Source organism: Vibrio sp. ED004 (assembly GCF_023206395.1).
Taxonomy (GTDB): domain Bacteria; phylum Pseudomonadota; class Gammaproteobacteria; order Enterobacterales; family Vibrionaceae; genus Vibrio.
The window spans coordinates 1,865,196-1,891,717 of the sequence record NZ_CP066150.1 but is presented as its reverse complement, the minus strand read 5'-3'; the positions used below and the strand labels follow the sequence as shown (position 1 = coordinate 1,891,717).

Genomic DNA, 26,522 nt, shown 5'->3' with positions numbered 1-26,522 from the left:
AGCCTTACTTAGTGCTGTGAGCTAGAGAAGTTTCTACGGAGTCTTCTGACTGTTCAGGCTTTGCGCGTGCAATACCAAACCCAGTGAAGCCATAAATCAGAGCGAAAACGACACCGGTGTAACATTGGATAGCCCAAGGTAGGTAGTCTAACGTTGCTACACCAAGCGTACTTGCCATGTAAATACCTGCAGCTGTCCAAGGAACCAGTGGCTCAATAATAGTGCCTGCGTCTTCGATGGTTCTTGATAGGTTTTTAGTATCTAGCCCCATTTTACGGTAAGCGTTTTGGAACAATTCACCTGGGATAAGAAGCGCGAGTTTGCCATCTGATGTCGTGAAAACTACGGTAATAGTCGCGATCACTGTTGATGCGATAAGTTGTCCTGTTGAGTGAATCATATGTAAGAAGCGACCTAGTACCACATTCAGTGCACCGGTTAAGCTTAAAATACCTGCGAAAGAGAACGCACAGAAAACCAGTAGGATAGTGCTCATCATTGAGAACAAACCACCACGGTTTAGCAGCTTAGACACATCAGGAATTAGGCCATCAATCGCCGTGCCTTTTGCTTCAAACAGAGCGACATTAAAGCCGTCGACATAAGCTTGGAAACCTTGTTGTAGAGAGAAACCTTGTAGAACCATACCTAATATGATCGCAAGGGCAGACGCACCTAACATCAGTGGCAGAACAGGCTTTTTGGTTAATGCCCCCCAAAGAATCATCACTGGCGGAATAATCAGAAGAATATTGAAATTATAAAGGCTATCTAACCCAGCTAGAATTTGAGTCACTTTTTCTGGCTCGCCAACTGAGGAGATATCGGCACTTTGGCCTGCGAAGAAAAAGACAACAGAAGCAATAACAAAGCCCGGTAGGGTTGTGTAAAGCATGTGTTGAATGTGTTCGTATAAGGTTGTGCCTGAAACGACAGGTGCAAAGTTCGTTGAGTCTGAAAGAGGCGAGATCTTATCGCCAAAATATGCGCCAGAAACAACGGCGCCGGCCGCCGCCGCCAGTGACACATCTAAACCCGCCGCAACGCCCATCAGTGCAACACCAACGGTACCTGCAGAGCCCCAAGAAGTACCAGTACATACAGAGACAACAGAAGTAACAAAAAAGGCAGCAATGAGTATGTATTCAGCACTGATGACTTTTAGCCCCCAGTAAACCATGTAAGGGATGGTGCCACTGATCATCCAGCTGGCGATAAGGCCACCCACTGAAACCAAGATCAAGATAACAGGCATCGCTTTTGCAAGTTTCTCAACAATCGCGTTGATGATGTCATCCCAGTTGTAGCCCATCTTCCAAGCAATACATGCTGTGAAAGTCGCAGAAATGAGTAGCAGAACTTCAATGCGAAGTCCTAAAACACCGTATCCAATAGCAAGCAGCGCAAACATAACGGCTATAGGCGCTAATGCTAATCCGAACGATGGTAGAGGCTTTGAGTTATTCATATTTGTTGTCCTCAGGTGAATGTAGGGTTTGTTCGGAATGGATAATAAGCCTGCTATGAAATCGAAAGTGCGACTTCAAAGCTGTTTTCATGTAAGCGGTTACATGAGATGTGTACATGAGATTTTGGTCACATTTTGTCTCATTTTAGTGCTTGATTGGCTTAACTGTTTGCCTTTCAACCAGTGTTGCTTCGAATCTATGTTGCTTGGGAGGTGCGTATCCTGCTGCTTTAAGTTTAATTGCAAGGTTAGCCGCGTAAGTCGACATCTCGTCGATAGGGTTGTGCATGGTGGTTAGCCGAGGGTAAAGGTAACGAGCGAGCAAAACGTCATCAAAGCCGATGACTGAAATATCGTTGGGAACTGAGATACCTTGATCTTGTAAACTCGTCATTAATCCAGCTGCCATAACATCATTAAAGGTGACTGCGGCTGTGACCTCTGGGCATTGGCTTACCAAGATGTCACCTGCAGCTTCACCACCTGATTCACTAAAGTTTTGGTTGATGATCCAATTAGGTTGTATTTCGATATTGGCCGCTTTCATGGCTTCTTGGTAGCCTTGTAAACGGTCTGTTCGGTCTTGGATTGGAAGGTCGCTCGAGACATAGGCAATTTTTCGATGACCTAATTCGATGAGGTGCTCCACCGATACTTGAGCCCCGAGTTGATTATCTACCCAAACCGAGCGATTCGATATTTGAGCGATCGTACGGTTGAGTAAAACCATTGAAGGTAATTGAGCGGAGTAACGCAGTAATATAGTGTCATCAAGCATCTTTGAATGGATGACCATCGCTTCACAGCCTTGACTGATCAGAAAGTCGAGGCCTTCTTTTTCTCGCTGAGCATTGTGTCCGCCACTTACCACGACCAATTGATACCCGTTGGTTCTCGCCACCTCCTCAACACTCTTTGCGACTAAGGCAAAAAATGGATCCGCAAGGTTACCCGTCAGCAACCCAAGTGTATTGCTGCTTCTACTTGCCAAGGCGGTTGCACGGGCGTCTTTGTGGTAATTAAGCTCTTTTACTGCTCGCTCTACACGTTCTAGCGTAATGGGTTCAACATAGCAGGTACGGTTTAATACACGAGAAACCGTTGCTGTTGAAACCCCTGCAAGTGCTGCTACATCTTTTATTGTTGCCACGTTTTAACTCTGCCAAGCATAGAAAGGCTGCGAGTGTAGCGAATCTCTAGTGTTTAATATGTTAGTAAGGTCAAAGCTATTAACTCTGGGCTGAGAATATTAGTCGAATATTGGAATATCTAATGTACATGCTTCGCGATTAACTTCGCTAACATCACTATCCCTTCTTTCCAATCTTTGCTCTCTTCGATGTTGGCAACGGTGAAGCGCAGGCAATGTTTGTATTGGTCGTGTGTGCCAAACACAGTGCCGGGTAATATGCCCAGTTTGTGTTTCAAGCAATCCTGATAGACGGCATAGCTGTCGACTGATTCTGGCAGTGTTATCCAGTTGAGAAATGGTAAGTGTTCACCAAACCCTATTGACACAAAAAGTGTGACATTACGCACTTGATCCCACTTTTAGTATTGAGTGATCCTTCTAGGAAGCCATCATAGTTTCATGACTAGAAAAAAAGCACCTAAATACCAAGAAGCACCACCTGAAGTCTCGGTTTGAATGAGGCTAAGGTGCTTATTGATGAGCTGTGGGAACAGCTCCGACATTATGAAGATAAGCTAACCACTAGCTCCAAAAACTCTTCAAAATCTCCTTCATCAGACAATCCTAAAGATCGCCATGACCGGAAAAAGTTGAAAGCTCTGGTGGTCGCAATTCGAGAGGAGCTAAACAAGGCCACACAGGGCATCAACGAAAGCTCTCACCGTTAAAGAAAACGGATGTCATTATTGACTGTTTCCCTGAAACTTGTCCTTGCTGCGCTCAATCTGACATTGAGGTACAAGGTGGGCCATACTATCGCCATCAGGTCTTCGATATTCCAAAACCCACTGTCGATATCACCGAATACCGTTTGTTTTCAGGTCAATGTCGGCACTGCAAAGAAACCGTAAAGGCTCAAAAGCCTGACGATGCATCTCAAGGGATTATAGGGCCGAACTTATTAAGTTACATTGGGGTTCTTGCGGGGCAATATCACCTCAGTGTTCGGAAAATCCAATCACTGCTCAAAGAACAGCTTGGCACAACCTTTTCGGTCGGCGCGATTAGTGAAGCGCAAACGAAAGTCGCTTCAATGTTAACGCCATTGCATCAAGCGATAAAAAAGGCGTTAAAGAAAGCGCCTTTGATTCATGCTGACGAAACCTCTCATCACCGAAATGATGAAACGAGCCTGCGTTGGTGTTGGTTAGTGGCAAGTGATGACCTTGTCTATGAACAAATACTCTATTCGCGCTCGACCTCCTCAGCGAAAAAGGTCATTGATGAAGACTATGCAGGCATTGTGGTGAGCGACCAGTGTCCAAGCTATAACTGGATAGCCGCAGACCGTCATCAGTTATGTTGGGCACATGTGAAGCGCAACCTTCAGCAAATGGCGGATTATAGTGGCGGTGGCCACACTGCTTATATTGGTAAACATCTTTGTTTGTTAACGAACGCCATTTTCCATACTCGGCATCGTTATGAGCAAGGTGAATTGGATTATTCACTGTACTTGCGGCGAATGCACAGGCTACAAAAATCGTTCGATCATTGGTTGAGCAAAGGGACAGATGTCATGGTCAAGCGGTATCGGGGCCGATGCAAGTTACTGCTCAAACATAGAGAGAGCTTGTGGGTTTTTCTCAAGAAAACATCAATCCCCTTAACCAATAATGAAGCTGAACGATGTATTAGAGGTTTTGTCATTCAAAGGAAAATCAGCTTCGGAACGACCTCAGATGCAGGCGATAAATTCCGTAGCCGTATTCATACACTTATCGAAACCTGCAAAAAGCGCGGTCTATCAGCAATGTCAGTTCTGAGTGAAATCATCACTTCTGTTGTTGAGAAGAAACCGTACCCGAACGTTTTTAATCTGTAGTATCGTTCCTCTCAGTCATGAGAAGTCAAGTTGCCTTGGTGAACGGTTACGAGAAATGAGCCTTCCGGTTTGGATAAGTGGTAGCGTCCGACAAGGTGCGGGTAGCTATCCAATGCTTGTATTAATAGGCTTTGGAATTGCTTTTGATTGGTTTGATAGAGTCGTTTCATCTTAGACAAATGACTACGGTATTTGCCTGTCGTGAGAAACTGCCCGACCGCGGATTGCATGAGGTTTGAGCTGCCCATGTTATCACATAGCAGATACTTCTCGACTAAGGGCTGATAACGCCCCGAAAGCAGCCAGCCGACACGAAGGCGAGAGTCCAAAGTCTTGGATAGTGAGTTCACGTAGATCACTCGGTCTTGGTCATCCAGTTCTTTTAAGCTCGCAATCGGTGCATCAAACGCCAAGCTACCGAACACATCATCTTCGATAATTGGCAAAGATCCGGTTATTTCTAACAGCGCTTTTCGATTGGCTAAAGGCATTCTTGAGCCTGTCGGGTTGGTAAAGTTGGGTGTCAAAAGTAGCGTTTTCACTTCCCATTTATCTAGGGCGCTTTGTAGTGAAGGAATATCGATTCCGTGGCTAACACTGCTCGGTATTTCAAGGGCTTGCAAACCAAGTGACTCAAGTAACAATAAATTGCCGAAGTAACACGGTGACTCTACCGCCACGATGTCTCCCGGTTTGGTTAATGCTCGTAACGCTAAGCTGATCGCCTGTTGTGCACCGTGAGTTATCGCAATCTCTTTCGATCCTGCGGGAACACCTAGATCATGGGTGATCTTTAACAATTGTTTTACTAATTGCTCGTCTCCGGGGGGCAATTGGTAATAACCAGGAAGCTGAGTTTGCAAACGACTGTGGCGACCGATCTCGGCATACAAGCTCCGGATAGCGGGATTGTTAATGTTCGGGTGAGCAGAGCCAGCAAGCAACTTCATACGGCCTTTCGGACGAGAGAGTACCGATTTGGTGACAGACAACAGGTCAACTTTTTGAGGTTGACTAGGCGCATCCCAACTTGTGGTGTTGGGTGCTTTAACGCGATAACCCGACTTGGGAACCGAGTACACCCAACCCGTAGCCTCCAACTCTTGATAGGCTCGAATCACGGTATTTTTGCTCACACCAAGCTGTTCACTTAACTGGCGGATAGAGGGGAGACGGTCGTCTGGGTGAAAGAGCCCTTTATCGATCTGAGCCTTAATATGTTGTTCGGTAGCAAGATATTTATTGCCGCTGACTTCTTCTTCCACGTTGTTCTCCTTCGTAGCTCACACTCAATCTGTAACCATTTAAAGTGTTATATCTGTATCTGTATCTGTATCTTTATTAGTTATCTGTACCCAACTAAGGTAACAGCATTGATGAAGAGTTGACCAGAGGTTTGTAATGCTGATTAAAATGATTCCGTTCGTGTTTGTAGTATTGTGGTCGTCAGGCTTTGTTGGCGCACGTCTTGGCGTGGAATACGCCGAACCCGCGACGTTACTTTCACTTAGGATGGTGGCCAACGTGGCGCTGTTCTTGGTTTTGATTGCAATCCTTAAACGTCGTATCCCTCGTGGTCGAGCATTTTTCCATGCTTGTGTGGTTGGTATTTTGATTCATGGTTTCTACCTTGGTGGAACCTATCTGGCGATTGATATGGGGATGCCTGCTGGATTGAGTTCTCTACTTGTTGGCTTACAACCGATTCTCACCGCATTGATTATGATCAGCTGCACTTCGCAGCGTTTTAATTTCGCACAATGGGTAGGCTTAGCCCTTGGTTTTATCGGGATTAGCTTGGTATTGATGGGCAATATTGAATGGCAGTCTGACGACCAAAAAGGCTTGGCGACATTGTTGTGTTTGGTTTCTTTGGTTGGTATTACCTGTGGCACTCTGTATCAGAAGCGCTTTTGTCAGGGCACAGATATGGTCGGCGGTGCGATGGTGCAATATTTGGCGTCAGCTGCGCTGTTTCTGCCTTTTGCGATGCGCTACGAAACTATGCAAGTGAACTGGACGGTAGAATTTACATTGACTCTAATTTGGCTGGTGGTCGTTCTGTCTTGTGTTGCCATCTTACTGTTGCTTTACATGGTAGAGCACGGTGCATCTTCAAGTGTGGCATCGGTATTCTATCTCGTTCCGCCGACAACCGCGATTCAAGCTTGGCTTATTTTTGGTGAGTCGTTCGACATCTATGGCGCAATGGGCTTTGCGTTGTCTGCCGCCGCGGTTTATTTGGTGGTGAAGAAGCCAGAATTGGTCAAGTTGCGAAGACAAGCGGCTTTGAATCGTTAAAACAAAAAAGAGCCTGACAATGAACTGACCCCCAATAGTTGGACACCAATTATTGGGGGTCTTTTTATGTCCAAATATAGCCGAGAGCTAAAATGTATCATTGCTAAGCAATACTTAGATGGCACGTCATCTCTCTACTTAGCCAAACAATATTCAATTTCGTCAAGACAGGTTCGGTATTGGGCTCAAGTGTTTGCCATCCACGGCACTGCTTCATTTTTACCAACTAAGCATGCTGCTACTGCTCAGACAAAACGAAAAGCATTGAATTTAATGTGGACGAATGAATGGTCTCTCACGCACACTAGCGCAGTATTAAACCTCTCATCCCTGGGATACTCTCTGTCTGGCTCAAACGATTTAATGAGCTCGGTATCAAGGGGCTCAAAATGCGCCAGAAAGGAAGACCCTCAATGAAACAGCAACCTCAACGTACCACTAAGCCTGATAATGAAATGACACTTGAGGAGCTAAAAGAGGAGTTGGTCTACTTACGAACCGAGAATGCCGTTCTAAAAAAGTTGGAAGAGTTGGAGCAGGAAAAAAACCGTCGAACAAAGAAAAAGCGGTCATAGCTCTAACTCTTAAAGGCCAGTACCCGTTGAAGCACTTACTGCACACTCTACAGCTGGCAAAAAGTGTCTTTTATTATCAGGCTCAAACAAGCAAGCGCCCAAATAGCTACGAACCGTGAGCTGCAGTTGATAAAGTCAATTTATCATGAACATAAGGGCCGATACGGCTACCGCCGTATTCACTTGGAATTAAAAATCAGGGGTTCGTGCTCAATCATAAAACGGTTCAAAGGCTTATGGCTCAGCTCAACCTTAAATCGACGGTCAGGATTAAAAGTATCGTTCATACCGAGGTGAGTCTGGAACAACTGCTCTAACGTGCTTGAAAGAGATTTTAGTGCGACTCAACCCGATGAAAAATGGGTAACTGATGTCACGGAGTTCAAAGTCAAAGAGCAGAAAGTATACTTGTCTCCCGTTGTCGACTTGTTTACTCAGGAAGTGGTTGCTTATAGAGTGGCCAAAAATGCTTGTTTGCCGCTTGTCACGGATATGCTGACGGAGGCTATATCTACGCTTAAACCCAACTCAAAGCCAATTATACATAGCGATCAAGGTTGGCAATATCGTCATCGACACTATCAGAAAAAGGTAGCGGAGAGTGGGTTAACGCAAAGCATGTCGAGAAAAGGTAACTGCTTGGATAATGCTGTTGCTGAAAACTTTTGCTTTACTCAAAACAGAGATGTATCACAACCAAAGCTTTGAAGATGCAGATGCTCTGATAGAGCAAATTAAAGAATACATCGAGTACTACAATACCAAACGTATAAAAGCGAAACTAAAAGGCCTGACTCCGATGGAATATCGAACTCAGGCCTTGAAAGCCGCTTAACAGAAATGTCCAACTTTACGGGGTCACTTCACAATGCAGGCTCTTTTTTTACTCAATTTTTTTGCTAGCAATTGATGATTAGCGCTTCATCAAACAAGCGTAAGCCGTTGTAAAAGGTGCTTCTTGGTATTGCTTAAGGCCGGTCTCTTTGAACTTCATCATAAGAGGGTTGCGCTTAAGGCTTTCTTTGATTTCAGCTGGAGACACAACAGTTACATCTAGGCCGTCGATTAGTTGAATTGCTGCTTCAAGTTTGAAGCCGAAACCACCGCCAGCAAATTTGCCTTTAGTTTGGCGTTGGCGAATCACAACTTTTTCTACTTGGTAATCTTCCATTAACTTTGCAAAAGAGAATTGAAAGTCTTTCATATTCTGTGTGTCGTTTGCGTCGCTAATCGCAACCTTAGAAACTCGGCAATCAGGAATGTTAAATACGCCGTCTGACAGAGAAAGAAGACAGATGACTGCATCGTTACCTTTGATTTCAACACCACAAATTTTCATGTTCTTACCTACTTATTTTAGAGCCCTACATTATGGTGTTATTTCTAACACTTCTCCAGTATTTGCGCGTATCAGCGGAAAATAAGTCTAAATCCGAGAGTATTTTAGCCGTCGAAAGTTAACCTTTGATTGAAAAAACATCACACGATTTTACGGTATCGTTTGCTATGAGATGAAGCTCACAAAAGCTTAGCGGGATTTCATATGTGTGCTGTATATTGCGCGCGCATCCCTATTTGAAGTGTGGTTATTAATCCCAATGAATATCAATAATCTTTCGATTAAGAGTAAAATCGCGATCCCGCTGTTGGTGATTGTGATTGTTTTTTCTACCGTTACCGTGCTCAACGTTATCAGATCAAATGCTCAAGCTGCGATTAATAACGAGCTCAATAATGTGGTTCAACCGGTTCTAGATAACCTAGAAGACGGCTACCGCGATATCTACCAAATAATCGCTTCGGCACAAGGTCTGCTGCTTGCTAAAGATCAGGCAGCGATTGAGTACCAAAAGTTCGAATTTAAAGACAACGCTTATAAAGCGGTTCCTCGTTTTGAGAGCGTTGAAACGCTTTACAGAGCAGGTGTGTTGGATCCTTCCTCTCGTGGTGAGCTATCAAAGCTAGTTAACGCAATGAGTAAATGGGTTTCGCTGCACGAGCCTATGTTTGCAGACCCTGCGAACGCGCACCAATACAACATTGATTACTCGCCAGCGTTAGACGCTGAGTTTGCGATTATTCGTAAGCAACTGCGTGATATCAGAACGCTGATTGAACTAAAACAGAAAGAGCTTCGTCAGCAAGCCGATGACTCTATCGAATCAAGTAAGTTGATCATCGAAGTCGGTATGGCTGTCGCTGTATTTGCTGCAATTTTCGCGATGTGGTTGTCGAACCGTTTCATTATTCAACCCATTCAGAACGTTGAAAAAGCGATGAATGAAATCGCTTCGGGTGACGGTAATCTGTCTCAACGAATGAAGGTTGAAGGTAATGACGAGATTGCTCGTTTGAGTTCTGCCTTCAACCAGTTTGTTGGCAAGATCCATGTCACCGTAGAACAAGTGATTTTCACATCGAATGCGGTTCGCTCAGAGATGGAAAACATCAAATCACTAACGCAAAGTGTTGCTGAATTCTCGTCTAATCAACAGCGAGAAAGTGAAGTGGTCGCGGCTGCCGTTCATGAAATGCAAGCAACCAGTGAAGTGGTGAGTGGTAACGCATTAGACGCGGCAACAGCAAGTAATGTGGCGAACCATGAAGTGGAGTCGGCAGATACTACGCTTGGCTTAACCGTGACATCGATTGAACGCCTTGCGCAAGATATCGAGAATGCGGGCGGAGTGGTTCAAGAACTGGATACCGACGTGAAGAACATTGCGTCTATTCTTGGTGTGATCAAAGGCATTGCTGAGCAAACAAACCTACTAGCACTAAACGCAGCAATCGAAGCGGCACGTGCGGGTGAACAAGGGCGTGGCTTTGCTGTGGTTGCGGATGAAGTTCGTGCGCTTGCGAGTAAAACTCAAGACAGCACGGGCGAAATCCAATCTATGATTGAGCGCTTAGAAGTAGGCGCAAAACATGCAGTTGGCGTGATGAACGAGAGTAAAGCCAGCGGCGAGAAAACCATTGTTCAAGCGGGTACGGCGGCGTCTTCTTTGAGTGAGATTCGTAATTCGATCGGTAAGATGAATGACATGAATACACAAATCGCCACGGCAGCTTCTCAGCAATCTCAAGTATCTGAAGAAGTGAACAAGAATGTTCAACGCATCGCAGAAAGCACCATGCAAATGGTTGAGATGGCAAGTAGCGCAGAGAACGCGTGTATGGCACTAGCAGAACAATGTGAAGCGCTTGATAGCCTTGTGTCTCAGTTTGAAGTTTAATCTTCAAAAGTAGACTGACGAACATGAGCTAATAATGGTTGCTCGTTTTGGATTCCATTAATCAGCGCTTAACGAAAAAAAGCCCGTACTCTATGAGTGCGGGCTTTCTTTTTGAATGCGTGAACGGTTTTGAACCTAATCAATCATTCAGTGTTAGCTGCTGCGACCTTCTTTGTATGTGTAACGGTAGTCAACTTTTACGTTCGCTTGGTAATGAACATCGCCGTTCATGTTAGTGATTTTTTTCACTTCCATGTTTGCGTCATCAATCTTGAACGAATCGTATTTTGTTGTTTGTTGGAACTGTGGCAGTTCTCTAGAAAGCTCAAAAGGTGTCTTTGCGCTTAACTCATCCATAAGGTTAGTTCCTGCATCGTATGCTTCCGCTTCAGTAACAAATGTATCAGATTTTAGCGTTGTTTCTTGAATCGTTGTTTTGGTTGCTGCGAACGCTGTTGTGCTAAGTACAAGAGTTGATGCAAGTATGATTAATTTTTTCATAGGAGTACCTTACTGTGTTGATGTACCTGTGTTCCGGTACAGAACCAACATATCAATAAAGTGGTAGGAGGAGTGTCAGGGGAGACGACGATTTTGTTAGTGTTCGGTAAGGAATAATGAGAAATGTCAGCAGTTGGTTGGAATGATTTTGAACGATTGTAGGTGGCGAAGATTTATGCGCAAAGCATATCAAGCAAGGTGACAGCAATTTGTAATTTCAATACACTGTATGAGTAACCATCGTTCAATATAAGGTAAAGGCATGGCCAATTGGGAAGGGGTAAGTGAGTTTGTTGCAGTAGCAGAGCGTGAGAGCTTTACTGGTGCGGCGCAGAAGCTTGCTACGTCAGTGGCTCAAATCAGTCGCAGGGTGGCTAATCTTGAAGAGCGCCTCGCGGTAAAACTACTTAATCGAACGACTCGTAAAGTTTCTCTAACGGAAGCCGGGCAGCTCTATTATCAGCAATGTAAGTTGTTAGTCGAGGGCTTAGAAATTGCAGAATTAGCCGTAACGCAGATGCAATCGACACCGAAAGGTTTGTTGAAGGTGACTGCGCCCGTGACTTATGGCGAACGTCAGCTCGCCCCGATACTTCATCAATTCTTAAAGCTTCACCCGCAAGTAGAATTAGAGCTAATGCTAACCAACCAAAAGCTCGACCTTATCGATTCTGGCGTTGATGTAGCGATTCGTCTTGGTCGCTTAGAAGATTCAAGCCTTGTGGCAAAGAAGCTCTCCCAACGACAACTCTACGTGTGTGCGAGTCCTGAATATATTGAGAGTTATGGCGAGCCGCATACGCTTTCTGAGTTAAGCCATCACCAGTGTTTGGTCGGTGGCTTTGAGCACTGGCGTTTTAAAGAAAATGGTCGTCTTCGTTCGGTTCGCGTTAATGGGCGCATCAAGTGTAATAGTGGTTTAGCTTTGTTGGATGCTGCGAAGCAGAGCATCGGCTTGGTGCAACTTCCTGAGTACTACGTGAGTGAAGACCTTGACTCTGGTGAGTTGGTAGAGGTGTTATCCGATTACCGAGACGATAAAGAGGGGATCTGGGCGTTATACCCTCAGAACCGTAACCTATCTTCAAAGGTTCGTTTGCTCGTCGACTTCCTTTCTGAGCAATTGGACTAATTCTATGACCGAAATTGAGCGTCATTCAGCAAGTCAAAGTGAGTTGATACTTAGTGTGTTCGATACACTCGAACAGCATTATGGCTATTTTGATTGGTGGCAAAGGAATGATCCTTACGAGATCGTTTTAGGCGCAATTTTGGTTCAAAACACCAACTGGAAGAACGCAGAGAAAGCACTTATTAACTTAGGTGAGCAATGCAACCCAAGGTCAGTTGCTGAAATGGACCTTGATGAGCTTGCCCAAAAGATTCGATCCAGTGGTTATTACAATCAGAAAGCCATTAAATTAAAGGCTGTGACCGAATGGTTTTCGAAGTACCAATACGATATGTCGGTGGTTCGTAATCAGGATAAAGATCAGCTTCGAAAAGAGTTATTGGAAGTAAAAGGAATTGGTGGCGAAACGGCTGACGCGATTCTAGTTTATGCGATCGGTAAGCCGTCTTTTGTGATTGATGCGTACGCAAGAAGGATCTTCACTCGCAACGGACTCGATGTGCCTAAATCGTATGAGAAGTTTCGAGCTTTAATGGAAAGCACAATCCCTTTGAATACAAAAAGGTACGGCCATTATCATGGCTTGCTGGTCGATCATGGACAGCAGTTTTGTAACCCCAAGCCAAAGTGTCAAGAGACCCTGTAAATAATTCTGTGTAACTGTCGGGGTTACATATATTCAGTTAATCGGTCTTCGAACATAATCATAAAGCGGTTCAGGGCTTGTCGCCAGTTTCTAATTGGCATCGTCCATCTTTTGGAGGCATCCTGGATCGCTAAGAAGATCACCTTCCTTGCCGATTCATCTGTCGGGAACAGCTTACGCTTTTTAATCGCTTTTCTAATAACACTATTAAGTGATTCTATGGCATTAGTCGTATAAATTGCTCGCCTAATATCTTCTGGGTAGTTGAAGAGCGTGTTCAGGTTATTCCAATGTGCTGTCCAAGAGCGGCTGATCTGAGGGTATTTGCCATCCCATTTATCTGAGAACTGCTCTAGCGCTAGCAAGGCTTCATCTTCTGTCTTCGACTGATAGATCTTCTTAAGATCGGCAGCCACAGCTTTATAATCTTTCCAAGGTACATACCTAACTGAGTTTCTCACCATATGGACGATACAGAGCTGGATCTGAGTATTTGGGAATGCGGCATTAATGGCATCAGGAAAGCCCTTCAGACCATCGACACAAGCAATGAGAATGTCTTTTACTCCGCGGTTTTGTAGCTCTGTTAGCACAGCAAGCCAGAACTTAGCACCTTCCGTCTCTGACAACCACATGCCAAGCAGCTCTTTTTGACCCTCCATGTTCACGCCTAGCGCAAGATAAACAGCTTTGTTGATGACTTGTTTATCTTGCCTGATTTTAACGACAATGCAGTCGAGATAAACGATTGGGTAGACTTCATCTAATGGGCGAGATTGCCATTCAACAACCTGCTCTAGAACAGAGTCCGTCACCTTAGATATAAGGGTTGGTGAGACATCCGCATCGTACATTTCCTTGAATGTGGCTACGATTTCTCGGGTCGTCATGCCTTTAGCATAGAGGCTTAAGATTTTGTCATCCATCGACTGGAAACGAGTTTGGTGCTTGCGAACCAGCTTTGGTTCAAAGCTTGACTCACGGTCACGAGGAACGTCTATCGGCACTTCACCATCATCAGTGATAATAGACTTGCTGGTATACCCATTACGTGAGTTGGAGCTGGGTTTTGGGAGTGTTTTTCGTAGCCAAGGTGCTCATCAAGCTCAACATTCAATGCTGTCTCAACAGTCACCTTGGTTAACATTTTTCGGAAGTCATCAAGATCAGATTCTGTCTTAATTGATTTAGCTGCTTCACGAGCAAAAGCTTCAAGTGCTTTCTTATCCATACTATCCATCCTTAGCCTTTAAGGCTTAAGTCTAGACAGTTACACAGAATTTAGGACAGTCTCTGTCAAGACTGTCCGCTTAACAGCACGTGTATCGAAGCTAAAACTCAGACTAAAATTTAACTCGCTTAAGGTTCAATCTCTCCGATTGAATACAAAACCAATTCTTCTGGGTTGGTGCCTTCCCCAAGTGTATGAATATCCTCGCCTTCCTCTTTGAGTTGAAGAATGCACTTCATCGCTTTGTTCTGCTCAACACCAATAATGGTCTTCATCTCTGAAGCAGATACGCCAAAGCGAGTGGCGATCAGTAAATCGCGAACCTTCTTCTTATCTGAATTAAACATGTTACCTACCTATCTTCGTATCGATGATCTTTGCGAATTCACTAAGTTTAACCGACTTCTGTAAATTGGCACTCAAAGCTTATGATAAATAGGAAGTTAATTGGAGAGATGTTTTTAATGTGTTGGAGCAGAGCGCTTAAAAATTCGGGCTTCAGAATGGGGATTCTGAAGCCCGAAGTGTTTTAGAAGGTAAAGATATAGGGATATTAGACTGTGAAACGATCCACCAAGTGGTAAAGCTCATTCGCACGACTGTTGAGGTTTTGGCTACCTGTACGGTTTTGGTTTGCCAATGCTGCTGACTGCGAGCTTTGATCGGATATCACGACAATGCGCTGAGATATCTCTTGGCCGACAATATTTTGTTGTTCGGTTGCTGTAGCAATCAGTGAGTTCATGTCCATGATGGTATCGATCGACTCTTGGATCTTCGCCAGTGCAGCGGCAGCAGCGTTTGCTTCTTCTACAGTTTGAGCACTGCGGTTTTGGCTTGAATCCATTGCTTTTACCGCGGCGTCTGAAGCGGCTTTTAGCTGTTCAATCATCTTATGAATGTCGCCAGTGCTTTCTTGAGTTCGGCTTGCCAGCTTGCGAACTTCGTCTGCTACTACTGCAAAACCACGACCTTGTTCACCAGCACGAGCAGCCTCAATTGCGGCATTCAATGCAAGTAGGTTAGTTTGCTCTGCGATGTCTTGAATCACCGCCAACGAAGAGGATATGTTCTGCACATCGCCTTCTAAACGCGATACCACAGTGTTGGCTTCTGACACTTCGCTAGCAAGTCCTGCAACAGAGTCCGCAGCTGCGTTTACGATTTGCTGCGCTTCTTTTGCGTTGCCTTCAGCAAGCTTCGCTGAATCCGCGGCTTGGCTTGCGTTGCTTGAGATTTCTTGCGCAGTCGTTGTCATCTCAGTCATCGCTGTTGCAACTTGTTCAGTTTCTTCACGTTGGCCTGTAGCAATTTCGTCGACCTGCGCTGCACGAGAAGACATGCTAGATGTTTCGGCTACCACTTGCTGGCCTACATCACTTACGCTGCGAATGATGGTTTGCAGGCTGGCTACAAAGGCATTGAAGTTCTCGCTGAGCTTAGTGAACTCGGGTGCTTTGAAGGTTTCCATTCGCGCGGTTAAATCGGCTTCACCACTCGCAAACGCGCTGATTGAACGGTCAAACTGCTCAAGTGGCTTCATAATGGTGCGGTTCACTGCGACTGCAAACACGGCAACCACAAGAGCGATTAAGCCACAGAAAATAGCGATGGCAGTCAGTGAGCTTTGTAGTGCCGCATTCGAGCTCTCTTTCATTTCTGCGATGACCGCATCAATGTCGTCAGTATAAAAACCGGTGCCCAGCATCAAATCCCATTGTGGGATGAATATCGAGTAGCTGAGCTTAGGTAGGGCTTCAGATTGACCAAGTTTTGGAAAGTAGTAAGTGGTGAATTCACCAAGCTTCGAGTTCTTGATGAGGTCACGAATCAGGTAATTACCTTTTTTGTCTTGCAGATCGTAATAGTTTTTACCAATGCCATCGTTGTTTTGCCCAACAACGACTCGAACACCTTTCGAGTCATAACCAAAAATATAGCCAGACTCGCCATATTCGAGTGTTCTTAATGTCGGTAAAGCTTCTTCTAATGTTGCACCTCTTTCCAAGAACGGGCTGATAGAAGATTGAGCCATTTGCAGATACGCTTTGAGTTCCTTTTCTTTCATCGCCATCATATTGCTACGCGTCGATTCTACTTGTTGTGCGGTTAGCTCGGTGCTCTTCATATACGTCACGCTCATCATCCCGATTGCCATCAGTAGCAGTGGAATGAAAGAGAGAATATAAAGGCGGTTTTTGATGGTTAGGGTCATGTCACGCTTCCTGTGTGATTGTCTCATGCAATTTTCAACACATTATTAATGTGGTTTCAAAATGTAAATGGGCTTGTTGTTTAATTGTTACCCTAGAGTATTTTTGTTTTATAAATATGATGACGGTTAGATTTTTTGGGTGAGAAGCCTTGCAACTAGAGGCTTAAGCGCGAAAAAGTGAGTTTGTATCGATGCTTTTGAATTCGACGCTGCTTTGTTAGAATGCGACGCTTTGTAGCACCCTGCTATGTCTATTCGTTAAGTGAGAAAGATTCATGAACAAAAGCCATGTGACTATTGGTTTAACTAACCCAAAGAGCCCGACAAACGTTGGTGCTGTTATGCGTGCGGCTGGTTGTTACCAAGTCGACGAAGTTAAATACACAGGGCAACGCTACGAAAAAGCCGCAAAATTTCACACTGATACCAAGAGTGCCGCGCGTACTATCCCGCTGACTGGTGTTGAGTCGTTTTTAGACAATCTTGATCCAGAAACTAAGATCGTTTGTGTTGAATTAGCTGAAGGTGCAACACCACTGCCGCGTTTTAAACACCCAAAAAACGCTATCTATATCTTTGGCCCTGAAGATGGTTCTATTTCTCAAGACGTTGCTGATAGAGCGGATCACGTTGTGTACGTTCCAACAGTTGGCTGCATGAACTTGGCAGCGACTGTGAATGTGCTGCTTTACGATCGCCTTGCTAAATCTGATGAAATGGACGAGAGCAACGAGCTGATTAAGAAAAGCCGTGATAACCGAAATCATCTGCTAATCAAAGAAAAGTAATTCTCTGCTTCTAGTGTTATCTATCCCGTACGCAATCGGATATTATCTTGGGTTCATCACCAGATAATTGAAGGGTTAGATAACACCATGGAAGACAAGCAATTACTTGCCGCGCTACACCAGCACCCTGTCCTCGATCTATATCAGTTATTCCAAGAAGTTGGTCAAAACAGCTCTCTGTACGTATTGTTAGAGAAGCTATCTTCCCTTAAAGAACATCATCAACTGAGCACGCGTCTTAGTCCTTTTAAGCCTCACATCGAAGGGTTATTGGCTCAGTTCGATAGCTCCACACCGGACAGTGAAATCCTCAAGGCGGTTGCTCTTCAGTCTGAGATCCAGCAACGAGGCCACAGCATGAGCCGTTACATTATGACATCAGATAATCATCGTCATTTTTCTCCGAATGCAGACTTAGTCATGTTTGGTGATTCGATCACTGAATGGGCTCCGTGGGCGGATATTTTCCGTGATATCTCTATGGTCAATCGCGGCCTCGCGGGGGATACCACAACCGGCATGCTGCGTCGCATTGATACCACATTAAACGTGAAACCAAAGCTGGTATGTTTTATGGCAGGGATAAACGATTTAGCGCAAGGTTACGATGTCGAGCATATATACCAGAACTACATTGATATGCTTAAGGTGTGGCAAGAAAACGATATTCGAATATTGGTGCAATCAACGCTTTATGTAGGGTCTAAACTACAAAGCTTGAACCCTTCGGTGGAACTACTCAATAGCAAAATAAGCGAGCACTGTTCTCAACAAGGCATTGCTTTCTTAGATGTGAATTCAGTATTGTCACCTAATAAGCTGTTGTCGAATGAGTACTCGTGCGATGACTTGCACTTGAATGCTAAAGCTTACCAAGCTTGGGCTGAGGTGCTTCAACCTACGATAGCTGAGTTACTAAAATAAATTCATGTAGACAGCTAAGTTGATAGATAGACAGCTTAGCTAATACAACTGAATCCAAGCCCTAAACCTGTTCGGTGAACCAAAGGACATCAATTTGAACCTAAGACAACTGGAAGTCTTTTACGCCATCATGCAGACCGGAACCGTATCTGGGGCTGCACGTAGTTTGCATGTGTCCCAGCCTAATGTGACGCGCATTTTGGCGCACACCGAGCAGCAGTTGGGGTTTGGCTTGTTCGAGCGTGTCAAAGGGCGATTGGTGCCAACGGTTGAAGCGAAAACCTTGTTACCAGAAGCGGAGAAGGTCTACCAACAATTAGGCCAATTTCGGTCTTTGACCAACAAAGTAAAGCAAGGTCATCAGCATCTACGTATTGGCGCACCGCCAATTCTGGCGACCAAATTGCTGACTCCAGTGATCGCCAAAATGTCTCGCGAGCAATATTCCAATAAACAAGAGCTCTCTTTTGAATTGCTGACTGCCAATCGCGACGAACTGTGTGCTGGCTTATTGAAGCATGAGCTCGATATCGCTATCGCATTTGGAGACGAAGCGCCGCCTGCGATATTGGCTGAAACGTTATTGACCGAATCACTTAAGGTTCTGGTTCCATCCAACACCGTTGATCTGTTACCGACAGAATTTACCCTTGATGACCTGATCAATTATCCGTTGCCAATCATCGGGCTTGATAGTCGTGATCCACTGGGTTTGCTGCTCCATCAAAGCTTGATTGCACGCGATGAGCATTATCACCACCCCATATCAGTACGTGGATACAGCGCTGCGGCGGAACTGGTCAAGCACCAAGCAGGCTTTGCGATCGTTGATCCGTGGACGGCAGAGCAATACCAAAACGACGACTCCGTTTGCGTATTACCACTGCAGCCAGCTATTCCATTCTCAGTATCGACTCTATGCGCTGAACATACGCCACAGTCGATTGCAGCTAAGCAGTTCATTTCAGCGCTGCAGCACTCGTGTTACTAGCTTAAGTGCTGTTAGCTGATTAGTTTACTGTCTCCGATTACTACCCATAACATCATGTTATAGGCACGCGATAAATAGGCATTCGGCAGTGCTCAGTTTCTTAATTAAAGTAAATCCATACAAGGACTTATTAATTAGGAACGCTCATGTCTATCGCTCAACCTTACCTTCTTTTTCTTGGGGATGTTACTGACCCTCTGGCTGCAAAAACCGCTCGTGGTATTTACCAATGGCGCCCTGAAATTTGTCTTGGTCAATTACGTTTAACAGAACAGACCGTTTCTCTTGGTTTAATGGATCTGACCTTGCAGCAGGCACAAGCGCAGGGGGCGAAAACGCTCGTGATTGGCACAGCAAACCCGGGTGGCGTGATCCCTGAGTCATGGCAACCAACCATACTGGCAGCTGCAGAAATGGGATTTGAGATTGCATCGGGCATGCACCAGCGCTTGAGTGAATTTTCACCGCTTGCTGACATGCAGCAGCGAGGATTGGCTAAGCTTCATGATGTGCGCCATTTTGATGGTGTTCTAAACGTTGGTAATGGCAAGCCCCGCCAAGGGAAGCGCCTGCTCACTGTCGGAACCGATTGCTCGGTAGGCAAGATGTTTTCTGCACTGGCGATAGAAAAGTCGCTAAAAGAAGCGGGCACTTTGGCTCAATTCAAAGCGACAGGGCAGACAGGTATCTTGATTGAAGGCAGCGGTATTTCAATTGATGCTGTGGTGGCGGATTTCATTTCTGGCGCAGTTGAAGCGATCAGCCCCGATTTTTCCGACCACGAATGGGACATCATTGAAGGGCAGGGTTCTTTGTTCAATCCATCTTTTGCGGGTGTAAGTTTGGGTTTATTGCATGGTGCGCAAGCTGATGCTTTGGTGTTATGCCATGAAGTAGGGCGACTACATATTCGCAATCTTCCGCATGCTAAATTACCAACGATAGAACAGACGATTGACGCTAATTTGCAAGCGGCGAGACTGACTAATCCAGATGTGAAGCTGGTGGGTATCTGTCTGAACACATCGGCGATTAGCATTGAAGAGGCTGAGACATTGTGCCAAGAATGGACCACACTTTATCAAGTGCCAGTGACAGACCCAGTGCGATTTGGTGTACAACATATAACTGATCATTTGCGACATTCACTTTAACGATTCATCATTTCTACGTTTCAATTTGTTAAAGCGAACATCAACCGAGTGAAATTATGAAGATTACAGCAGAACCTATTACTATCGCGATGCAAACGCCTTTTCGCATCTCTCGAGGCAGCCGAACAGAGTGTCATGTTGTTCGCGTTTACATCGAGCATAATGGTAAACAAGCGCAAGGTGAGTGTACACCTTACCCACGTTATGGTGAGTCATCCGAGTCTGTGTTGGCGCAAATTCAACAAGCTTCTAGCTCTCTTGAAACGGCTTTTGAGCGTGGTATGACCGGTCCTGAAGAATTACGAGATCATCTTCAGTCTTCATTGACTGGAGGGGCTGCGCGTAATGCTATCGATTGTGCGCTTTGGGATTATCAAGCGCAGCAGAACGACCAGATCTTTCCGAATAGCTTGTTCGAGTTACCTAAGCAGATTGTTACCGCAATGACAGTTTCGATTGGCGCACCAGAAGCGATGGCAACACAAGCTCGTGATTATGTGGCGAATGGTGCGAAACTTCTAAAAGTGAAGCTTGATGGTGAGCAAGTAGTAGAGCGTGTACGCGCTGTCCGAGAAGCTGCTCCAAGGGCTAAAATTGTACTGGATGCCAATGAAGCATGGACTGGGCTGAACCTTGAAGAGCTGTTTAATCAACTGGCTGAGTTTGACATTGCGATGATCGAACAGCCTTTACCACAGCAGCATGATGCCTCGCTGGCACACATCAAGCATCCGATTCCGTTGTGTGCTGATGAAAGCTGCCATACCACTTCACAACTGTCATCGTTGGTAGGTAAGTATGAAATGGTCAACATCAAGCTAGATAAAACGGGCGGTTTAACAGAGGCATTAGCACTCGCAGAAGAAGCCAAAAAGCTCGGTTTCACTCTGATGTCGGGTTGTATGCTCGGGACCTCATTAGCGATGCGTGCAGCGCTGCCAATTGCTGTCCAATCTGAAATTGTCGACCTCGACGGCCCTGTATTACTTGGGAAAGATGTTTCGCCTGCACTGAATTATCTAGATGGGATGATCATTCTCTAAGTTCGTTGAGCCCGTTTAATCGATGGACATGACATGACATAAATGAAATCGTATGAGTGAAAACTTGTGCGATTTTTCGATCTCTAGACCTTAACTTATTAAATAATCGTAGGTTTTGACTGCTTGATGGAGAGTGCTATTCGTATAATTTAAGTGCGTATTGATAAAGTAATCACGTTTCTGTCGGTGCGGTCACTTTCTATTATCGCAAAACAGACAGCTCAAGCTTTATAAAACAATTGTTATGATATCTTATGTGAAATGTTAATGATTACTCTTCATTTAATAGTTTCACTAAAGCTATTCGATGCAAGCCCAAGTAAGGCTTACACCCTAACTGATTGAATCATTGACAGTTCCTGTTGATTATTTGATGAGAAGAAGGTGGGGCGAGTGAGTAGTCATGTCTCCGAGGTTGTAGAAAATAAGGATAGTTTCGAGCGTCCGTTTTCGATAAAAATCCCACGTCGTAAGTGGTTTGGTTGGAAAGGTATTGAGCTGCGCTTGGTACTTGCGTTAGCTATGCTATCGATGACCACTATCTTCCTCTCAGTTGTCTCCAGCTTTACCTTCGATGATTTAAACCAACGTCTTGTTGAGCTAAAGGAGAGTGAAATCCCGGCCCTAGATAATGCCGCTCGCCTTAATGATATGGTGCGAGTGATTATCACAACCTCTTCTCAGCTCGGTGACGCTGAATCGAATATAGAGCGCAAACAGGCGATGCTAAAAATCGAAGACGCTATTTCCGTGATGAATAGCGTTATGGTTCAGTTTCCGGATTATCACTCCTATTTTAAAGATCTTATCGCCCAAGTTAACAACAGCCTTAGCTTGTTGTATCAAAGTGAAATTGAGTCAGAACAGCTCAACCAAGAACTTCGTAATCTACTCGAAGGCTTTTACCCGCTATTGCAGCAAGCCAGTGATTCACTCGATAGCTTGCCTGATTCAGCCAAAGAGCAGGTTCAATACACGCAATTAAAGTCCCTGCTGTACTACCAATTAGGCTTGGTAGAAAAACTGTATAACGATTCCAGTTTTAATGAGCTGGATTACACCAGCTTACGACTCGAGCAGGTTGGAGAAGAGTGGTGGCAGCTATGGATAAGTGGCGATTTAAGAAGTGCCTTTCCAGAACTGGATCATCAACTTACCGTGATTTACAACCTAGCCTCAAGTGATAGCAGCTTGTACGGGCTGAAAAACAAAGCGCTCGACCATCTCTATCAAGAGCAATATTTCTTACAAAACAGCCGTGAGCATTTGAATCAGTTAACGGTGCAAATCGAGCGTAATACCAGCCAAGTGAACCGCAATATTGATCAGTCGATTCAGCAGGCGCAACACTCTTTGCAATCGAACCAACGTTTGTCACTTTTTCTCTCTCTTTTTAGTGTGTTAGCTGCCGCGGCTATCTCATGGTTCTATGTGCGCAAGAGTATTTTAGAAAGGCTATTACAGCTGAAAGACAACATGTTCGCGATTTCGACTGGCCACTTAGATACCGAAGTGGCGATTCGTGGCAAAGATGAAGTGACGCAAATGGCGAAGTACCTAAAGGTATTTCAAACCACAGCCAAAGTCGTCAAGCAAACCAACCGCAAATTGGAGGCAGAGGTGGAAGAGCGTACCTTAGCCGAGGCCAAACTGCGTGTTACTCAAGACGAGCTCATTCAAGCTGGAAAACTGGCCGCGTTGGGGCAGTTAAGTGTGGGTATTACTCACGAGATCAATCAACCTCTGACCGCAGTAAACAGTCACGTTCGAAGTGCTCAATTATGGTTAGGTAAGCAAAGGCCAGACAGAGCAGAAGAGAACCTGAAAAAGATCGAGATCTTACTAGATAAAGTGGCTGCGATTACACGTCACTTGAAGGCATTCTCGCGTAAGAGCGATGGCAAAATAGATAACGTCGAATTAGATAAGGTGATTGGTGATGCGATCGACCTCTTTGAAACTCGGCAAAGTAGGGTGTTGATTCATTATTCGCTACAAAGCGATCAAATGGTTCGAGCCAATAGCATTCGCTTGGAGCAGGTGCTGGTGAATTTGATCAGCAATGCGTTGGATGCCGTTGAACACAGGGAGCGGCCCCAGCTCAGCATCTCCACTCAAGAACACCAGAACACCATTCAAATATCAGTTAAAGACAACGGATTAGGGATCCCCGAAGAGGATATTCCTTATCTGTTTGACCCATTTTATACCCGCAAGACCACAGGCAAAGGGCTCGGGCTCGGCTTGTCTATCGCATACAACATAATTAAAGACTTCGGTGGCTCGATTCACGTCGAATCGGTTGAACACCAAGGCACCACCTTTATCGTCACTCTACCAAAAGGCACAGACTCATGACTTCAGAAAAACACATAGTTCTTATCGACGATGAAACCGACGTTGTTGAAGCCGTGAGCGAAATGTTGGAACTCGAGGGTTTTCGTGTCACTAGCTTTACCGACCCAAACCTTGGCCTGAAGTCCCTCAAAGCGAACTGTCAGTCTGTGGTGTTGTGTGATGTTCGGATGCCACAAGTCGACGGGCTTACGTTGTTGAGCTCAATCCAACATCGCGCAGCCAATGTTCCTGTATTACTGATGAGCGGGCATGGTGATATTCCGATGGCAATCGAGGCGATGAAGTTGGGTGCGTTCGACTTTCTGGAGAAACCCCTCAATGCCAGTGAGCTGGTGGAAAAGCTCGATTTGGCGTTGGCACAGTGTCAGCAAAACAGCCCTGCAACGTTGGACGACGATCAGGATACAGAACTACCGATTGAATCTGTGGTTATCGGTCAATCCCAAGCGATGGACACCATACGTAAACAAGTGCTTGCGCTCTCTCATACTGGCGTCGACACCATCATTAACGGCGAAACAGGAACGGGCAAAGAGGTGATTGCTCGCGCCTTGCATCAGTTTAGTCGTCGTAAGGCAAAGGCGTTTGTCGCAATAAACTGTGGTGGCATGACAGAGAGCATTATTGAGAGTGAGCTGTTTGGTCATGAAGCGGGCTCGTTTACCAGTGCCAATAAGAAACGCATCGGAAAAATAGAACAAGCCAATGGCGGGACTCTGTTTCTTGATGAAATTGAAAGCATGCCGATTGCAGTGCAGATTAAGTTGCTACGCGTGATTCAAGAACGAGTGATCGAGCGTGTTGGCGGCAATGAATTGATACCTGTCGATATTGTGGTGGTTGCCGCGAGTAAAGCTGACCTCGCAAGCCTCAGTGAATCTGGAGAATTCAGAGCCGATCTCTTCTATCGCCTGAATATTGCGAGCTTAAACCTTCCGGCACTGCGCCAACGCAAAGAGGACATTCAGGTGTTGTTCCGCCACTTTGTGATTCAAGCAAGCCACAAGTACAAGACGCGTCCATCGACGATTTATCCCGAACAGATACAGCAGCTGTGTCGACATGAATGGCCAGGAAACGTGCGTGAGTTACGTAACGTTGCCGACCGATTTGTGCTCGGTATTGTCGGCGATGGCTTTGATCTTCAATCGCCGATTTGTGAATCGACTGAGGAAGATTTTGCCTTTGAAAAGCAGATGGAGCAGTACGAGAGAAATGTATTAACCGAAGCCTTGATAGAGAGCTCAGGCAATATCAATGAGGTATCAAGCAAGCTGAATCTGCCCCGAAAAACGCTTTATCGAAAAATGAAGAAACACCAGTTGGATAAAGAGAGTTTTAAAGCTTAACTCGCTAACTTGGTTCTTGAGGATCAAAGAGCAAACCTAAACCAAAAGACAAAGCGGAAGAAAAAAGCACAAGACAACAATGACCCATTTATCATTTAGTCGAATGATTAACTGTTTCAAGTGATTGTAATAAAAGAGTTTTAACATTTGGCACAAAGCGTGCAATCCCTACATTGTGGCATCAGCCCACATGAGGTCATCTCACAGAAAGTAGAAATGACCGGATTAAGGAAATTAGAAAAATAATTGCTTGTTGCAAGGAGATACAAACATGAAGCAAATACTGAAAGGTTCGATTGCTCTGATACTCGGCGTTAGCTCAATGACGGCATGGGCAGCTACAGAGTCAGCAAACCTAGGACCTCGTCCCCTCTTTTTAGTTAACAATATGGATGAGAGCCCTTTGAAAACCAAGCTGCTGAGTTGTAGCGAAGGGCCTTTTCATCGTAGCGATTTTTCTATTGGGCATCGCGGAGCTGCAATGCAGTTTCCCGAGCACACCAAAGAATCTTACTTAGCGGCGATTCAGATGGGAGCCGGTGTCGTAGAGTGTGATGTTACTTTTACTAAAGATAAGGAATTGGTGTGTCGACATTCTCAAAGTGACCTGCACACCACAACCGATGTGTTGGCGCATCCCGAACTTGCTAAGAAGTGTTCAGTTCCATTTAAACCAGCGAACCCAGCAACAGGTGAAGACGCTCAGGTTGAGTGTCGTACTTCCGATTTCACGCTGGCGGAGTTTAAGACGTTAAAAGGCAAAATGGACGGTGCGAATTCGAAAGCAACCACAGTCGAAGAGTACATGAACGGCACTCCGGGTTGGAGAACGGATCTATACAGCCAGAGCGGTACGCTGATGACACACGCAGAAAGTGCGGCGCTGTTTAAAGAGCATGGTGTGAAAGTGACTCCTGAATTGAAATCGGCAGCGGTTGAAATGCCTTTCAATGGCTTCAGCCAAGAAATGTACGCGCAAAAACTGGTGGATGAACTGAAAGAGGCAGGTTTTGAGCCTTCAGAGACTTACCTACAGTCATTCAACCTGGATGATGTGAAGTATTGGATCAAAGAAACACCGAAGTTCGGAAAACAAGCCGTTTATCTTGATGACCGTGTTTACGAGCAAGCGGACTTTGTCGCTTCTGTTGAGAACATGAAAGAGCTGCACGATGCGGGTGTAAACATCATCGCGCCGCCTCTGTTTGCTCTGGTTGATCTAGATGAGAATAACGAACTGGTTGCGTCTAATTACGCCAAGCTTGCTAAAGGTGCAGACCTCGACATTATTGCATGGACTCTGGAACGTTCAGGCCCACTAGCGCAAGGCGGCGGTTGGTACTACAAGAGCGTGAAAGATGGCATCAACAATGATGGCGACATGATGAAAATGCTCGATGTGTTGGCACAAGATGTAGGTGTGATGGGCGTATTCAGTGACTGGCCAGCAACGGTCACTTACTACGCAAACTGCATGGACAGCGACGCCTAAGCTATCTGGATTATTGAAGAATAATAAGAGAAAAAGCAGTGAACCAAAGAGCCTTCGGGCTCTTTTTTTACCACTAAAATTGATGGGACAGAAATGACCCA

Annotated in this window: 20 protein-coding genes and 5 pseudogenes; 16 read left to right on the top strand and 9 right to left on the bottom strand. The window is 45.2% G+C overall.

Annotated features, from left to right (window positions below):
- Nucleotides 1–4 precede the first annotated feature (4 nt).
- The 3 genes and pseudogenes from nhaC to ITG10_RS25905 all read right to left on the bottom strand — a co-directional run.
- Nucleotides 5–1,468 carry a Na+/H+ antiporter NhaC gene (gene nhaC / locus ITG10_RS25915; RefSeq protein WP_017631659.1) on the bottom strand — a complete coding sequence of 488 codons (1,464 nt, stop codon included), beginning with the start codon at nucleotides 1,466–1,468 and terminating at the stop codon, nucleotides 5–7.
- Nucleotides 1,469–1,613: 145 nt separating this feature from the next.
- On the bottom strand, nucleotides 1,614–2,618 hold the full coding sequence (locus ITG10_RS25910) for a LacI family DNA-binding transcriptional regulator (protein ID WP_017631660.1): 1,005 nt from the start codon (nucleotides 2,616–2,618) through the stop codon (nucleotides 1,614–1,616).
- A 119-nt stretch (nucleotides 2,619–2,737) separates the two neighbouring features.
- Nucleotides 2,738–2,956 (bottom strand): annotated as a pseudogene (locus ITG10_RS25905) (PLP-dependent aminotransferase family protein); the annotation flags it as partial.
- A 103-nt stretch (nucleotides 2,957–3,059) separates the two neighbouring features.
- On the opposite strand from ITG10_RS25905, the pseudogene ITG10_RS25900 reads away from it, so the two are divergent.
- Nucleotides 3,060–4,485 (top strand): annotated as a pseudogene (locus ITG10_RS25900) (IS66 family transposase).
- Nucleotides 4,486–4,535: 50 nt separating this feature from the next.
- Here ITG10_RS25900 and ITG10_RS25895 read toward each other — a convergent pair.
- Nucleotides 4,536–5,750 (bottom strand): annotated as a pseudogene (locus ITG10_RS25895) (PLP-dependent aminotransferase family protein); the annotation flags it as partial.
- 136 nt (nucleotides 5,751–5,886) lie between these two features.
- Here ITG10_RS25895 and ITG10_RS25890 point away from each other — a divergent pair.
- The 4 genes and pseudogenes from ITG10_RS25890 to ITG10_RS25875 all read left to right on the top strand — a co-directional run bounded on the left by ITG10_RS25890 (nucleotide 5,887) and on the right by ITG10_RS25875 (nucleotide 8,196).
- On the top strand, nucleotides 5,887–6,786 hold the full coding sequence (locus ITG10_RS25890; protein ID WP_017632398.1) for a DMT family transporter: 900 nt from the start codon (nucleotides 5,887–5,889) through the stop codon (nucleotides 6,784–6,786).
- 66 nt (nucleotides 6,787–6,852) lie between these two features.
- A pseudogene (locus ITG10_RS26555) lies at nucleotides 6,853–7,361 on the top strand (helix-turn-helix domain-containing protein).
- Nucleotides 7,362–7,679: 318 nt separating this feature from the next.
- A complete protein-coding gene (locus tag ITG10_RS25880) occupies nucleotides 7,680–8,069 on the top strand; it encodes a DDE-type integrase/transposase/recombinase (RefSeq protein ID WP_248387031.1) in 390 nt (129 codons plus the stop codon).
- Nucleotides 8,047–8,196 carry an IS3 family transposase gene (locus ITG10_RS25875; protein WP_248387030.1) on the top strand — a complete coding sequence of 50 codons (150 nt, stop codon included), beginning with the start codon at nucleotides 8,047–8,049 and terminating at the stop codon, nucleotides 8,194–8,196. The genes ITG10_RS25880 and ITG10_RS25875 overlap by 23 nt, the downstream gene beginning before the upstream one ends.
- Before the next feature lie 78 nt (nucleotides 8,197–8,274).
- Here the strand turns inward: ITG10_RS25875 and ITG10_RS25870 are convergent, their stop codons facing one another.
- Nucleotides 8,275–8,700 (bottom strand): DUF3010 family protein, encoded by a 426-nt coding sequence (locus ITG10_RS25870; RefSeq protein ID WP_017061669.1) that lies wholly within the window; start codon nucleotides 8,698–8,700, stop codon nucleotides 8,275–8,277.
- Nucleotides 8,701–8,959: 259 nt separating this feature from the next.
- Between ITG10_RS25870 and ITG10_RS25865 the strand changes: the two genes are divergently transcribed.
- On the top strand, nucleotides 8,960–10,597 hold the full coding sequence (locus ITG10_RS25865) for a methyl-accepting chemotaxis protein (RefSeq protein ID WP_017630353.1): 1,638 nt from the start codon (nucleotides 8,960–8,962) through the stop codon (nucleotides 10,595–10,597).
- Between the two features lie 153 nt (nucleotides 10,598–10,750).
- Here the strand turns inward: ITG10_RS25865 and ITG10_RS25860 are convergent, their stop codons facing one another.
- Nucleotides 10,751–11,098 (bottom strand): DUF3316 domain-containing protein, encoded by a 348-nt coding sequence (locus ITG10_RS25860; protein ID WP_017630354.1) that lies wholly within the window; start codon nucleotides 11,096–11,098, stop codon nucleotides 10,751–10,753.
- A 262-nt stretch (nucleotides 11,099–11,360) separates the two neighbouring features.
- On the opposite strand from ITG10_RS25860, the gene ITG10_RS25855 reads away from it, so the two are divergent.
- Together ITG10_RS25855 and ITG10_RS25850 are read left to right on the top strand one after the other, a co-directional pair.
- A complete protein-coding gene (locus tag ITG10_RS25855; protein ID WP_017630355.1) occupies nucleotides 11,361–12,230 on the top strand; it encodes a LysR family transcriptional regulator in 870 nt (289 codons plus the stop codon).
- Nucleotides 12,231–12,234: 4 nt separating this feature from the next.
- On the top strand, nucleotides 12,235–12,876 hold the full coding sequence (locus tag ITG10_RS25850) for an endonuclease (RefSeq protein WP_248387028.1): 642 nt from the start codon (nucleotides 12,235–12,237) through the stop codon (nucleotides 12,874–12,876).
- Nucleotides 12,877–12,899: 23 nt separating this feature from the next.
- Here the strand turns inward: ITG10_RS25850 and ITG10_RS25845 are convergent.
- The 3 genes and pseudogenes from ITG10_RS25845 to ITG10_RS25835 all read right to left on the bottom strand — a co-directional run bounded on the left by ITG10_RS25845 (nucleotide 12,900) and on the right by ITG10_RS25835 (nucleotide 16,322).
- A pseudogene (locus tag ITG10_RS25845) lies at nucleotides 12,900–14,107 on the bottom strand (IS256 family transposase).
- Between the two features lie 128 nt (nucleotides 14,108–14,235).
- Complete coding sequence (locus tag ITG10_RS25840) at nucleotides 14,236–14,454, bottom strand: hypothetical protein (RefSeq protein ID WP_017631552.1); 219 nt, start codon at nucleotides 14,452–14,454, stop codon at nucleotides 14,236–14,238.
- 206 nt (nucleotides 14,455–14,660) lie between these two features.
- On the bottom strand, nucleotides 14,661–16,322 hold the full coding sequence (locus tag ITG10_RS25835) for a methyl-accepting chemotaxis protein (RefSeq protein ID WP_017631553.1): 1,662 nt from the start codon (nucleotides 16,320–16,322) through the stop codon (nucleotides 14,661–14,663).
- 275 nt (nucleotides 16,323–16,597) lie between these two features.
- On the opposite strand from ITG10_RS25835, the gene ITG10_RS25830 reads away from it, so the two are divergent.
- The 8 genes from ITG10_RS25830 (at nucleotide 16,598) to ITG10_RS25795 (ending at nucleotide 26,421) form a co-directional block, all read left to right on the top strand.
- Complete coding sequence (locus ITG10_RS25830; protein ID WP_017631554.1) at nucleotides 16,598–17,110, top strand: RNA methyltransferase; 513 nt, start codon at nucleotides 16,598–16,600, stop codon at nucleotides 17,108–17,110.
- 87 nt (nucleotides 17,111–17,197) lie between these two features.
- Entirely contained in the window at nucleotides 17,198–18,034 is an 837-nt protein-coding gene (locus tag ITG10_RS25825; RefSeq protein WP_017631555.1) for an SGNH/GDSL hydrolase family protein, read from the top strand.
- A 94-nt stretch (nucleotides 18,035–18,128) separates the two neighbouring features.
- Entirely contained in the window at nucleotides 18,129–19,025 is an 897-nt protein-coding gene (locus tag ITG10_RS25820; protein WP_017631556.1) for a LysR family transcriptional regulator, read from the top strand.
- A 146-nt stretch (nucleotides 19,026–19,171) separates the two neighbouring features.
- Nucleotides 19,172–20,179 (top strand): N-acetyltransferase DgcN, encoded by a 1,008-nt coding sequence (dgcN, locus tag ITG10_RS25815; protein WP_017631557.1) that lies wholly within the window; start codon nucleotides 19,172–19,174, stop codon nucleotides 20,177–20,179.
- Between the two features lie 56 nt (nucleotides 20,180–20,235).
- A complete protein-coding gene (dgcA, locus tag ITG10_RS25810) occupies nucleotides 20,236–21,222 on the top strand; it encodes an N-acetyl-D-Glu racemase DgcA (RefSeq protein ID WP_017631558.1) in 987 nt (328 codons plus the stop codon).
- Between the two features lie 384 nt (nucleotides 21,223–21,606).
- The gene (locus tag ITG10_RS25805) at nucleotides 21,607–23,580 is read left to right on the top strand and encodes an ATP-binding protein (protein ID WP_026084320.1); all 1,974 of its coding nucleotides are present in this window, start codon (nucleotides 21,607–21,609) and stop codon (nucleotides 23,578–23,580) included.
- Nucleotides 23,577–24,929, top strand: a complete 1,353-nt coding sequence (locus ITG10_RS25800; RefSeq protein WP_248387026.1) for a sigma-54 dependent transcriptional regulator — start codon at nucleotides 23,577–23,579, stop codon at nucleotides 24,927–24,929. Before ITG10_RS25805 ends, ITG10_RS25800 begins: the two co-directional genes overlap by 4 nt.
- 271 nt (nucleotides 24,930–25,200) lie before the next feature.
- Nucleotides 25,201–26,421: a glycerophosphodiester phosphodiesterase family protein gene (locus ITG10_RS25795; RefSeq protein ID WP_017631560.1), complete on the top strand. Its 1,221-nt coding sequence runs from the start codon at nucleotides 25,201–25,203 to the stop codon at nucleotides 26,419–26,421.
- Nucleotides 26,422–26,522 lie beyond the last annotated feature (101 nt).